At 43.7% G+C, this 12,733-nt stretch carries 11 protein-coding genes and 1 pseudogene; 9 read left to right on the top strand and 3 right to left on the bottom strand.

The genetic code is table 11. From position 1 onward, the window contains the following. Positions 1-7 precede the first annotated feature (7 nt). On the top strand, positions 8-2,821 hold the full coding sequence (locus DXA15_RS00250) for a TonB-dependent receptor (protein WP_128132740.1): 2,814 nt from the start codon (positions 8-10) through the stop codon (positions 2,819-2,821). Positions 2,822-2,899: 78 nt separating this feature from the next. Here the strand turns inward: DXA15_RS00250 and purN are convergent, their stop codons facing one another. Continuing rightward, positions 2,900-3,463 (bottom strand): phosphoribosylglycinamide formyltransferase, encoded by a 564-nt coding sequence (purN, locus tag DXA15_RS00245; RefSeq protein ID WP_009860669.1) that lies wholly within the window; start codon positions 3,461-3,463, stop codon positions 2,900-2,902. 154 nt (positions 3,464-3,617) lie between these two features. Here purN and DXA15_RS00240 point away from each other — a divergent pair, with 154 nt between their 5' ends. The 3 genes from DXA15_RS00240 to rnc are packed head-to-tail and all read left to right on the top strand — an operon-like array spanning position 3,618 to position 6,057. Then, positions 3,618-3,854: an acyl carrier protein gene (locus tag DXA15_RS00240; protein WP_009860668.1), complete on the top strand. Its 237-nt coding sequence runs from the start codon at positions 3,618-3,620 to the stop codon at positions 3,852-3,854. A 21-nt stretch (positions 3,855-3,875) separates the two neighbouring features. After that, the gene (gene fabF / locus DXA15_RS00235) at positions 3,876-5,141 is read left to right on the top strand and encodes a beta-ketoacyl-ACP synthase II (protein ID WP_128132739.1); all 1,266 of its coding nucleotides are present in this window, start codon (positions 3,876-3,878) and stop codon (positions 5,139-5,141) included. A 1-nt stretch (position 5,142) separates the two neighbouring features. Then, positions 5,143-6,057, top strand: a complete 915-nt coding sequence (gene rnc, locus DXA15_RS00230; protein ID WP_128132738.1) for a ribonuclease III — start codon at positions 5,143-5,145, stop codon at positions 6,055-6,057. Positions 6,058-6,061: 4 nt separating this feature from the next. On the opposite strand, the gene DXA15_RS00225 is transcribed toward rnc, so the two are convergent. Then, positions 6,062-7,075 carry an ATP-dependent 6-phosphofructokinase gene (locus DXA15_RS00225; RefSeq protein WP_128132737.1) on the bottom strand — a complete coding sequence of 338 codons (1,014 nt, stop codon included), beginning with the start codon at positions 7,073-7,075 and terminating at the stop codon, positions 6,062-6,064. Between the two features lie 81 nt (positions 7,076-7,156). Between DXA15_RS00225 and DXA15_RS00220 the strand changes: the two genes are divergently transcribed. Further along, a complete protein-coding gene (locus DXA15_RS00220; RefSeq protein WP_128132736.1) occupies positions 7,157-8,677 on the top strand; it encodes a GH3 auxin-responsive promoter family protein in 1,521 nt (506 codons plus the stop codon). Positions 8,678-8,681: 4 nt separating this feature from the next. Here the strand turns inward: DXA15_RS00220 and DXA15_RS00215 are convergent. After that, a pseudogene (locus DXA15_RS00215) lies at positions 8,682-9,442 on the bottom strand (phosphatase PAP2 family protein). 72 nt (positions 9,443-9,514) lie between these two features. Between DXA15_RS00215 and DXA15_RS25625 the strand changes: the two are divergent. From DXA15_RS25625 to DXA15_RS00205, 4 genes are all read left to right on the top strand, one after another. Further along, a complete protein-coding gene (locus DXA15_RS25625) occupies positions 9,515-10,102 on the top strand; it encodes a copper resistance protein NlpE (RefSeq protein WP_233566579.1) in 588 nt (195 codons plus the stop codon). Then, positions 10,069-10,389 (top strand): copper resistance protein NlpE N-terminal domain-containing protein, encoded by a 321-nt coding sequence (locus tag DXA15_RS25620; protein ID WP_233566577.1) that lies wholly within the window; start codon positions 10,069-10,071, stop codon positions 10,387-10,389. Before DXA15_RS25625 ends, DXA15_RS25620 begins: the two co-directional genes overlap by 34 nt. 126 nt (positions 10,390-10,515) lie before the next feature. After that, positions 10,516-10,707 carry a hypothetical protein gene (locus DXA15_RS25615; protein WP_233566575.1) on the top strand — a complete coding sequence of 64 codons (192 nt, stop codon included), beginning with the start codon at positions 10,516-10,518 and terminating at the stop codon, positions 10,705-10,707. Positions 10,708-10,751: 44 nt separating this feature from the next. Then, the gene (locus DXA15_RS00205) at positions 10,752-12,701 is read left to right on the top strand and encodes an ATP-binding protein (RefSeq protein ID WP_233566573.1); all 1,950 of its coding nucleotides are present in this window, start codon (positions 10,752-10,754) and stop codon (positions 12,699-12,701) included. Positions 12,702-12,733 lie beyond the last annotated feature (32 nt).

Raw genomic sequence — 12,733 nt, 5'->3', positions numbered from 1 at the left:
TACAGACATGAAAAAATATACAATACTATTTTTACTAGCCTTCCTGACGGGTCCCGCTTTCGGACAGATCATGAAAGGGTTCGTATATGACAAAGAGACCAATGAACCATTGGCCGGAGTCAACATTACTTATAAAAGGATCACGGGAGAAACAAACGGTACAATCTCCGAGGCAGACGGTTCTTATCAGATCAACCTTCCGGAAGGGGGCGTCGACCTGCTGTTCAGTTACATCGGTTATGAGAACGAACAGGTGCCGGTAGTAATCAACCGGAATGAAACGAAGACAAGAAATATATTCATGCAGGTAAAAGCCAACCTGTTGGGAGATGTGGTAGTCAGTGCCGGACGTTTTGAACAAAAACTAAGTAATGTCACCGTCTCCATGGATTTGCTGAAGGCCGAAGATATTACCAAGCAAGCGCCAACCGACCTGAGTGCCACACTAAATACAATGCCGGGAGTCGATATCAACGACAAACAGCCTTCTATCCGTGGCGGTAACGGCTGGACCTACGGCGTCGGTTCACGAAGTCTTGTGCTGATCGACGGAATGAGTGCGCTTACTTCGGGTACAGGAATCATTAACTGGAATATCGTTCCGCTGGAAAATATCGAACAAGTGGAAGTTATGAAAGGGGCCTCTTCCGTGCTGTACGGTTCGTCTGCCCTGAATGGTGTAATCAACATCCGGACCAAACGGCCAAGCCTGACACCGGTAACGACCTTGCGTGCTTATTTAGGTATTTACGGCGATCCCGACAACGAGGAATACCGGTGGAGCGACAAATCTTTCTGGAAAGAAGGTAAATATGAGGTAGAACCATTCCTGCGTAAAAACGTATTCTCAGGTATCCGCAACCCGATTTATGAAGGGATAGACTTCTCACATGCCCGCCGCATCGGAAACTTCGACGTATCGGCCGGACTGAATATGTTTACCGACGAAGGATATAAAAAACAAGGTTACAACAAACGGTTTCGTGCCGGCGGTAACCTGACTTACCATCAACCGATGAAAGACGGTAATTTGCTGAACTATGGTTTCAACGTAAACTTCATGAGCGACAAATATGCCGATTTCTTCCTCTGGCGTTCGCCGAAAGATGTTTATGAACCGTCTCCCATTGCCAATATGGGACGCGAAGCAAATACCTTCTACATCGACCCGTTCTTTAATTTCACAAACCCGAATAATAATACCTCCCACAAGGTAAAGGCCCGCTTCTATTACCGCGGTGACAATATAGCAGACGGCTCGAACAGCGGGAAGTCGATCACGGACATTTTGGGAAATATGGGTACTGATGTCAATGCCATTACCGGTATTGTGCAAAACGTACAAAACGGCGATTACAGCATGCTCTATCCAATCATCCAGCCGGCTTTGCAAGGCGACCTGAACGGACTGGTAAACGGAACAACCAATCTGCTAGGAAGCATTTTCCCAACAGCGACTACAGCCGATTACTGCGACTTGCTTTCATGGGTGATGAAACGCGGTATTCCTAGCAACACCTCCGACCTAATCCCTTGGTTGTCCAATGCGATCAACCCGAAGGCTGACCCGGTAACCATCGACAAGAATTATACGTATTATCTGGATTACCAGTTCAACAAAAAATGGGACAACGGTACACAGATCACAGCCGGAGCCACTTATGAACACATGCGAAGTACCTCTGTAACGACAGGCAATCACGATAGCGACAATGCTGCCTTGTTCTTCCAGTATGACCAACGCTTTTTCGACCGTCTGAGCGTGTCTGCCGGTATGCGTGCCGAATATTATCGTGTGGACGATTTCCTTCGTGAAGCCGACACAAAGATATTCGGAGCTAAAGTACCTGTCAAACCGATCTTCCGTGCAGGTTTGAACTACCAACTGGCTGATTACAGCTTCATCCGGGCCAGCTTCGGACAAGGCTATCGTTATCCTTCTCTGACCGAGAAATATGCCCGCAAGGATATCGGTGGAGTCGGTGTATTCCCGAACAATGAAGTAAAGGCGGAAAAAGGGGTAAATGCAGAACTGGGGTTCAAACAAGGATATAAATTCGGTAATCTGATGGGATTCTTCGATGTGGCCGGTTTCTATACGCAATACACGGACATGATCGAATTCCGTTTCGGCTTCTTCGACCCCAACTCTTATGCCTATGCCAACAGCACACAGGAAATCCTGGGTATCATTGCCAAAGGTCAGATGCCGGGTATCGGTGCACAATTCTACAATGTATCCAAAGCACGCATCTATGGGGCAGAGATAAGTACAAACGGTTTCTACAACTTCAATCCCGACACCAAGTTATCTTATAACCTGGGATATGTTTTCATCGAACCCGAGGATATCGATTACAAGGAAAAGAATGAAATCGAAGCACAATACAATGACCCTCTCCGTGCCAAGGAAAAATCCAACGATTCCAAATATCTGAAATATCGTCAGAAACACACGGTGAAAGGTGTGCTTGATCTCCAGTGGAAACGCCTGAATCTGGGTATGAATATGACTTGGAAGAGTAAGATGCTGGCAGTCGATTATCTGATGGTAGACGAGCGCGAAAAAGAACAGCCGGATGCCATGGAGTATATCCGTCAACTGCTGTATGGAAATATCGGCGGAGAAACGCTTAATACATACTGGAAAGAAAAGAATACGGACTATTGTGTAGTCGACCTGCGTGCCGGCGTAAAAATAACGAAAGACGTATCATTCCAGTTTATGATCAACAATCTCTTTAATAAAGAATATTGCACACGCCCGATGCTGGTATCGGCACCACGCACTTATGTGATGCAATTGAGCATAACATTCTGATTAAACCACTAATAGATGAAAAGCCCTGCCGGTAATTTCTTGATCCGGCAGGGCTTAATTTTTTATACCTTTTTCTTACTATTTCAATAAGTCATCAATCACATGCGGATAATGAGCATATTCCAATGCATGCACTTTAGTAGCCACTTCTTCAGGGGTATCGGCAGGCAATACCTCACATTTAGCCTGGAAAATGATATCACCTTCATCGTAATTCTCATTTATATAATGTATGGTTATGCCTGACTCTTTCTCGCCGGCAGCAACGACAGCCTCATGCACATGCATCCCATACATACCCTTTCCGCCATGTTTCGGTAACAGAGCCGGATGGATATTGATGATTTTACCCGGATAAGCAGTCAGCAATGCATCTGAAATCTTATTCATAAAACCAGCCAGAACAATCAAATCGATCTGATATTCCGCCAGTTTCGCCAAAATGGGGGTTCCTTCCACAAATTCGTCGCGGGAAAACACAAAAGACGGAATTCCCAGATTATTGACGCGTGCATGAACGCCCACATTCTTATTATTGGACAAAACAACCGCGACTTTAACGGTTTCACTTTTAGAGAAGTACCGGGCGATATTTTCCGCGTTTGTACCCGAACCGGAGGCAAAAATTGCTACGTTTTTCATATTTTCCTATGTTTTAGTGCACACGAAAAGAAAAAATGTGCAGTTTTCCGCATTTTTAGTGCATTAAATTTGTTTTGTAACATAAAAAATTCTTTTCTTTGCACTGCAAATTTAAAAAGTATATTCGTATTTATTAATCTAAATTGAAAAAGTTATGTCTGAAGTTGCATCTAGAGTAAAGGCTATCATCGTTGACAAATTAAGTGTTGAAGAAACAGAAGTTACAAACGAAGCGAGCTTTACTAATGATTTAGGAGCAGACTCTCTTGACACTGTAGAGTTGATTATGGAATTCGAAAAAGAATTCGGTATTTCAATTCCTGATGATCAGGCAGAAAAGATTACAACAGTAGGCGATGCAGTCGCTTATATCGAAGCTAACGCGAAGTAATCAATCCTTTTAATTAAAGGTATGGAATTAAAAAGAGTTGTAGTAACAGGTCTTGGAGCCATTACTCCTCTTGGTAATACCCTCGCAGAAACCTGGGAGGGCCTTATCAACGGGAAGAGTGGAGCGGGACCTATTACTCATTTTGATGCATCAAAATTTAAAACGCACTTTGCCTGCGAAGTTAAAGGTTTTGATCCGTTAGAGGTGATGGACCGTAAGGAAGCTCGCAAATGCGACCGCTATAGTTTATTGGCTATCAGCGCAGCCAAACAGGCTGTTGCAGATGCAGCTATGGACTTGGAGAATGAGAATAAAGATCGTATCGGTGTTATTTTCGCTGCCGGAATCGGTGGTATCAGGACTTTTGAAGAAGAAGTTGCCAGTTATGAAAAAACAAAAGACACGATCGGTCCGAAATTCAACCCGTTCTTCATTCCTAAAATGATTGCAGATATTGCAGCAGGACATATTTCAATGATGTACGGTTTCCGTGGTCCGAACTTTGCGACTGTTTCAGCATGTGCATCTTCAACCAATGCTATTGCCGATGCTTTCAACTACATTCGCTTAGGAAAAGCAAATGCAATTGTTACAGGTGGTGCAGAAGCTGCTATTGCGGCTCCCGGTCTTGGCGGTTTTAATGCGATGAACGCTCTTTCAACCCGAAACGAATCACCGGAAACAGCTTCGCGCCCATTCAGCGCAAGTCGCGACGGATTTGTAATGGGTGAAGGTGCAGCCTGTCTGATTCTTGAAGAGATGGAACATGCATTGGCCAGAGGCGCTAAGATCTATGGTGAAATTGTCGGTGCAGGTATGTCGGCAGACGCTTACCACCTGACAGCTTCTCATCCGGAAGGTCTGGGTGCAAAACTGGTGATGAAGAATGCTCTTGAAGACGCAGAGATGAAACCGGAAGAGATAGACTATATCAATGTTCACGGTACTTCTACTCCGGTAGGAGACATCTCGGAAGCAAAAGCTATTCTGGATGTATTCGGCGAACATGCCTATAAGCTGAACATCAGTTCAACGAAATCTATGACTGGACACTTACTGGGTGCAGCCGGAGCATTGGAAGCAATTGCTTGTATTATGGCTGTTAATGAAGATATTGTTCCTCCGACTATCAATCATGAAGAAGGAGACAATGATCCTGAAATCGATTACAATCTGAACTTCACGTTCAATAAAGCACAAAAAAGAACGGTTAACGCAGCACTGTCCAATACCTTCGGGTTCGGTGGTCACAATGCCAGCATGATTGTAAAAAAATTTGTGAAGTAAAGTGTTTACACAATTATACAAAAAGATAAGGCTCCTCAAACATAAGAATAAGGAGCCTTATTCTTCTTTATATAAAATACTGGGATTTTACCCCGATAACATCCACGTTTACGAACAGGCCTTCCTGCACAAATCTTCCTCTGTGGAAGCCAGCGATGGAAAATGGCTGAACAACGAACGACTGGAGTTCTTGGGTGATGCCGTATTGGATGCCGTCGTGGCAGACATTGTATACAAACATTTTCAAAATAAACGGGAAGGTTTCCTGACCAACACCCGTTCCAAAATCGTTCAACGCGAAACACTCAATCGCGTAGCCGTTGAACTGGGACTCGACAAGATGGTTGTCTACTCAGCCAAACTGAGTTCTCACAATAATCATATGTATGGCAATGCACTGGAAGCACTGATCGGAGCAATCTATCTGGATCAGGGATACCGCATGTGTTATCATTTTGTAGAAGATGTAATCATCAATAAATACATCGACCTGGATAATATCGCCCGTAAAGAAGTAAACTTCAAATCCAGTCTGATAGAATGGAGCCAGAAAAATAAACTGGAAATTACATTCGAATTGATAGAATCGTTCACCGACAATGACGGCAATCCGGTCTTCCAAACGGGCGTCACACTGGCCGACACACAAATAGGCGTCGGTATCGGTTATTCCAAAAAGGAGTCACAGCAGAACGCTGCTAAGATGGCAATCAAGAAATTGCGTACGGATAAAGTATTCCAGCAATTCATTTCCGAACTGAAAAAGAAACAGACCGGCGAAACAACTGCCGAGCATGAGTTTGAAGATCTTCCGGAGGAAGATTCGACAACGGAGCAGGAACAGGCTCCGGTCAAGCAAACAATAAGTAATAGTACGCAGTGTATCGATGCCACAATCAATGAAGAAGTTCGGTAATTAATTATTTACCGAACGAAATCCCCATTCTTTCTCCCTGAACGATCAGATCATGTTCCGGAGTGACCAGTTTTAATTTGCCGGCCACTTCCGACAAGGCTATCGATTCCACATTATTTCCTTTCATGCAGACCATACGCCCGAACTGACGGTTGGCAATCAACTCCGTCGCATGTCCTCCCAGGCGGGTAGCCAGATTACGGTCAAAAGGTGAAGGATTACCGCCACGCTGGATATATCCCAGCACCGTATCACGGGATTCTATTCCGGTTGCCGCCTCAATCGTACGGGTGATATAATCGGAAGGACGCTTCTTATCGGGCGTTTCCACTCCTTCGGCAACGACTACAATCGAATAGGGTTTGCCACGATGGGCACGGTCGAGAATCGTCTGGTTTACTTTGTCCATATCATATCCCAGTTCGGGAAGCAGTATCACATCCGCACCTCCCGCCATTCCGGCATAAAGAGCGATCCAGCCGGCATGATGTCCCATTACCTCCACTACCATGACCCGTTTATGCGAACTGGCAGTAGAATGCAAACGGTCGATCGCATCCGTCGCAATATTGACAGCCGTATCGAAACCGAACGTTATATCCGTTCCCCACACATCATTATCGATTGTTTTAGGAACACCAATAATATTCAAACCAAGGGCAGAAAGCATTCCGGCTGTCTTCTGTGTACCGTTTCCACCGATACAGACCAGACAGTCTAATCCTAATTCTTCATAATTCTGTATAATAACCTGAGGTTTTTCACTTTCACCGGAGGCGAGTAGTTTACGGAACGGTTTTTCACGGGAAGTACCCAGGATCGTTCCGCCCAGGTTCAGGATACCGGAAAGACTACGTTCGTCGAACGATTGAATATCTTTGTTCAACAAGCCAACAAAACCACTATGAATTCCGATCACTTCCATACCATAATGCATTATGGCAGTTTTACCGACACCACGAATCGTTGCGTTTATACCGGGACAATCACCTCCCGAAGAAAGGATACCTATTTTCATTGTTTTGTTAATTATGTATACGACAAAGATATAAATAAAAAGAGAATGCCTACATTTGCAACCTATACAAATAAAAAGAGCATGGATATTTTAACAAATACAATATCACTACTCTTCCGCCCCCGTCAAAAGGAGATAGAAAAATATGGGCAGGAGACCGACCGGCTGCAACGCAAGCAGCTACGGTCGTTATTATCGGCAGCCCGCAACACGGAATGGGGGTTGAAATATGATTATAAAAGTATCAAAAGATATGAAGATTTCTGCCAGCGTGTCCCGTTGCAGATATATGACGACATAAAGCCTTACGTTACACGGATGATTAACGGAGAAAGGAACATACTCTGGCCTTCGGTAGTAAAGTGGTACGCCAAAAGCAGCGGCACCACGAACGACAAAAGTAAATTCCTTCCCGTCACTCCGGAAATATTGCAGGGCTGTCACTACAAAGGTGGTTTCGACACGGTTGCCCTCTATCTGAGAAATAATCCGGAAAGTCATTTTTTCTCCAAAAAAGGATTGATTCTGGGCGGTAGCCACAGTCCTTCTCCTTTAAATCAAAAATCCCATTGCGGCGACCTGTCCGCAGTTCTGCTACAGAACCTGAATCCGCTGGTCAACCTGATGCGTGTTCCGGCTAAACGGATTATTCTGATGGATGAATGGGAAAGCAAAATAAAAGCGATCGTAGACAGTACGTGGAATAAGGATGTAAACAGTCTTTCCGGTGTTCCTTCATGGATGTTGGTATTAATCAAGTCTGTTCTGAAAAAGACCGGACGGGACTATCTGACCGAAGTCTGGCCCAATTTGGAAGTATTCTTCCACGGAGGTATCAGCTTCGAACCTTACCGGGAACAATATAAAGCCCTCATTCCTTCGGACAAGATGCATTATATGGAAACGTACAATGCTTCAGAAGGATTTTTCGGCATACAGGATGATCCGGCGGATCAGAGTTTGCTGTTGATGCAAGATTACGGTGTATTCTACGAGTTTATCCCTATGTCGGAAGTCGGTATGCCCAATCCGACCATTCTGCCGTTGGAAGCAGTGGAGACAGGAAAAAACTACGCGATGGTCATCACGACCTCCGGCGGACTATGGCGTTATCAGATTGGAGATACGGTGCGTTTTACCTCTCTTTTCCCGCATAAATTCGTTATTTCGGGAAGAACCAAGCATTATATCAATGCTTTCGGAGAGGAATTGATGGTCGATAATGCTGACAAAGCAATCAGTAAGGTCAGCCGGCAGACCGGAGCTATCGTCAAAGAATATACAGCAGCCCCTCTTTTTATGCTCGACAAGGCGAAAGGCCGTCATCAATGGTTTATCGAATTTGAAAAGATGCCTCCTTCCATGGAAGAGTTCGCTTCATTACTGGATAAAACATTACAGGAATTAAACTCGGACTATGAGGCCAAACGTTATAAGGAAATATCTCTTCAACCGCTGGAAATCACAATCGCCCATGAAGGCGCCTTCTACGAATGGCTCAAAGAAAAAGGGAAATTAGGCGGCCAGCACAAAATTCCACGTCTCAGCAACGACCGGACACATATCGAACAATTACTGGCTATCAATAAGCAGTTATCCTGATTATTCAAAACGAATAAGAGAAATAAACTCCTCCTCCCTGTTCATTAAAGGTCGGAGCAATAACCATATTTTGAGCCGCTTTACGGTTTATCTTACGGGCAATAGCGTTACGAATAGGGAAATAGGTGAGATAAGCCAGTTCGACGGACAAAATACCGAATCCGGCTCCGGCGACGACATCGGCTACCCAATGCCGGTTATTATATAATCTGGAACCCGCAACAAAAAGGGCCAGGGCATATCCTGAATAAGCCAATATAGGCTGCTGTCCTTAAACTCTTTATAGGCCATATGTGCCCCTAAAAAAGCATTCGCCGTATGTCCGGAAGGAAAAGAATACGGGCCTCCGTCCGGACGTATTTCTTTAACCGTATATTTCAGGGTACGTGTCATAACGGCATTCATCCCTTCCGCCAGAGTGACAAGGAAAAGCTGGTCCCCCCAGTTATGCTTCTCCTTCCCCATCAGGTCGCAAACAAATACCCAGCCCAGCATCCCCCACTCCATATAATCATCGAGATGAATTTTCTTAACATCGCTTTTCCGCGAGAAAAGATGAAAATCATTCATACCGTCAATAGCAGTACCGACTGCCCCGACTGTAATCAGCGAAGCCGGAAGTATCAGATGTTTCGCATTGAATTTATACTCGATAACAGGCATCTTCTGTTTTAAACTGTCAGGCAACACAGTCTCATTTTGTGCACAGAGAGGCGACAGACATGCTATTATCAGAAAAATTACAGTAAAAAGAGCTGTTCTCATTCCTTGCAGGCTTTATCTTATTCAAGCCACAAAGGAACAAAAAATAACTTATCTTTGTTTCTATATAGTATAATGATATCCGTTTATAAACAAATTAAAAACATTCATTCTGATGAAAAGAACAAACAACGGGCCTATCCTATCTGCCTTATCCTTTGCACAGGCCTTCTTTTTTCCTGTGGACAACAGAAAGCGAAACAAGAATCCCAGGCTGAAAACGAATCTGCCGAAATGGTTGGAAATGATAAAGACGAACATGGCTGTATTGCTTCTGCCGGTTATACCTGGTCGGAAGTGCAACAAAATTGTATCCGCCTTTTTGAATCGGGAATACGACTGGAAGCCACCGATGGTAAATCATCCGCTTATATCGTTTTCAGCCCGGACTCATTAAAGGCTGAGTTATTTTTCTCAAACGGTACACCGAATGAAATACTCGACCGCCGCTCGCTTCCCGCCGGAGGTTATGCCTGGAATATAGAAGACGATGACACTAAGAATATACGTCTCGAAGATGGTATATGGACAATTAGCCAGCGCCAAAAAGAAATATACCGGCAAGACAAGGCGGAAAGCGATGACTCCCTGGGTAAAATGCAAACGCTCACTTATGAAGGTGAGTTGCCTTGCGCCGATTGCCCGGCATCCGTTACGACCTGACAATCCGTAGCCGTGAACATAGCGGTGATGGTACGTTCTCTCTTTCACAGACTTACCTGGAAGCCGAAGACGGTAAAGATGTTACTTTCGTCACTACCGGCAAACGAATGACATTGCGTGGAATACCCGGAGATGAGAATGCCACCGTCTGGCAGTTGATTTCCGATAATGGCGATGAAACAACGAATTTCCTTTGCGAGAATGATTCTACAATCACTTTGATTGGAGATGATTTCAAAAAAGCAGAATCCGGACTGAACTATAGTTTAAAACGAATAAAGCAGTAATCCTCCTGCGCTCACTAAAAGTTGTGAATTTCATCGGGTTTTAATATATTCTATTCTGTTTTTTTAATCAGAGAGAAATATATTCAGTAACTTTGTCGACTAGTCAACCTCCGAAATTTATAGGCTATGGCGAATGATGAAAGTTCACTGACAGGCATGAAGCAGTTCCTGGAACTCCTTCCTGATACCGTTTTAATAGTTAATAAAGAAGGTTTTATTGAAGACCTACTTAATTATCAGCCGAAATATCTTTGTTCCTTACGCCTCAACAGCAAAAAGGGCAAACTATCCGGGAGCTGTTTAGCTATAAGAATTTAAGAGGTAATTCCGGAAATGAACTCCTGAATGCATTTCTGGATACGATGAAAACCCGTAAATCGAATATAATTCATTACGAAGTAGAGAATGAAAGCCATATTGGTTATGCCGAAGGATATATAATTCCTTTCCAAGATTATACTTTCGGCATATTCCGAAATATGACCAAACGGGTAGAAGCCCAGTTAGAGACTATCAATGAAAAGAACAAACTGGCAATGGCTTTAAAAGCCGGAAACTTGTCGGTGTGGTCTTATCTTCCCGAAAGCGACTCTTTCGATTTATCTGATGAAAATACCGTGCCACAGCCGGGAATGAAACTATGGGATGTCACCAAACAACTGGTTCCCGAGGACAGAGAACGTCATGTCAAACTGGTCACCGACATTGTTGAAGAGAAACACGAACAAAGCATCGAACAATTCCGCCTGTTAACACCGGAAGGAGAAATACGCTGGTATGAGATTTATTCAATGGGCATACGTGGAGAGGACGGGAAGATAGACCGTCTAATCGGTACCCAAAAAGATATCACAGACCAGAAAAATAAGGTGCAGGAACTGATAGAGAATCGTCAGCAACGTGATTTACTCCTACAAATCACAAATATGATTATCTGGGAATATGACAATCAGACCGGCATATTTTCTTCTGCCGGAGAATCCGTATTTTTCAATCAGGATACGACAATAAAGGATATTTATAAAGCAATTGCCCCCGAACATCAGGAAACCTATTTAAAGGCATTCGACGATATTCTGAATAAACGTTCCGAACTTTTGAATATTCAATTCTGCATAAAAGGTCTTGACTGTTCATACCGATGGGTCAGACTAATTGCCAAAGTTTCTAAATATGATAAAAACGGAAATGTCCTCAAACTAATCGGGACACGCGAAGAGATTACAGAAGAGATAGAACGCGAACAAAGATTCCGCAATTACATACAACGCAGCGACCTGGCTATTCAGGCTGCCAATATTATCCAATGGGATTTGGATATCAAGACACAAGAATATACGCGAATATATCCCGATCCGGTCGATCCCGGTAATTTCATCCGCGGATCGTTCAGCTTCACTGTTCACCCGGATGATCGTCTTATTTTGCAAAAGGAACAAGAAAGACGTGCCCGTGAATGCAAAGGATACAGTAACCTGCATTTACGCGTCATGCTGGACGGAGATACGGATTATCGTTGGATGAATACTTTCTCCGTTCCGTTGGAATATACTCCCGACGGAAATCTTAAAAGCGTAACAGGCCTTCTGATCGATATCACACATATTGAAAAAGTAGAAGAAGGCAACCGGATGAAAATGGCTTTCCTTGCTAATATGAGCCATGAAATACGGACACCGCTGAATGCCATTGTCGGCTTCTCCCAGCTTCTCGCCCAGACAGATGATCATGAGGATAAAGATGAATTTATCCGGATTATCGAAGAAAACAACGATTTGCTACTACAGATTATCAACGACATACTCGACATATCCAAAATCGATGCGGGAAAAATGACCTTCAACTACAGTGATTTTGATATTACAGAAGTCATTGCTGATTTGAAGCAGGTCTATGATTCGCACTTACCATCGCAGGTAAAACTTATCTGTAACCTGCCTTATAAAAAGTACATTATCCATTCCGAAAAGAACAGGCTGATACAGGTAATCACCAACTTACTGAACAATGCAGCCAAATTCACCTCGGAAGGCTCTATTACAATCGGCTATGAAGTCATTCCAAACGGATTATCTTTCTATGTTTCCGATACAGGAAAAGGGATAGATAAGGAGAATTTAAACCATGTATTTGAACGATTCACCAAATTCGACAAGTTCGTTCCCGGAACCGGACTCGGCTTATCTATCTGCCAAATGATTGTCAACAAGCTGGGTGGCGAGATGTCCGTTGAATCGGAATTTGGGAAAGGGAGTACTTTCCGGTTTACAATAGCATGTGATATAAAATCATCAGACCTTCTCAAAAAATAGATTTTGAAAAGGTCTGACAATGCTATTCAAAA

It is taken from the genome of Parabacteroides sp. AM58-2XD, assembly GCF_003463685.1.
GTDB lineage: Bacteria > Bacteroidota > Bacteroidia > Bacteroidales > Tannerellaceae > Parabacteroides > Parabacteroides segnis.
This window is presented reverse-complemented; position numbering and strand designations above follow the sequence as displayed.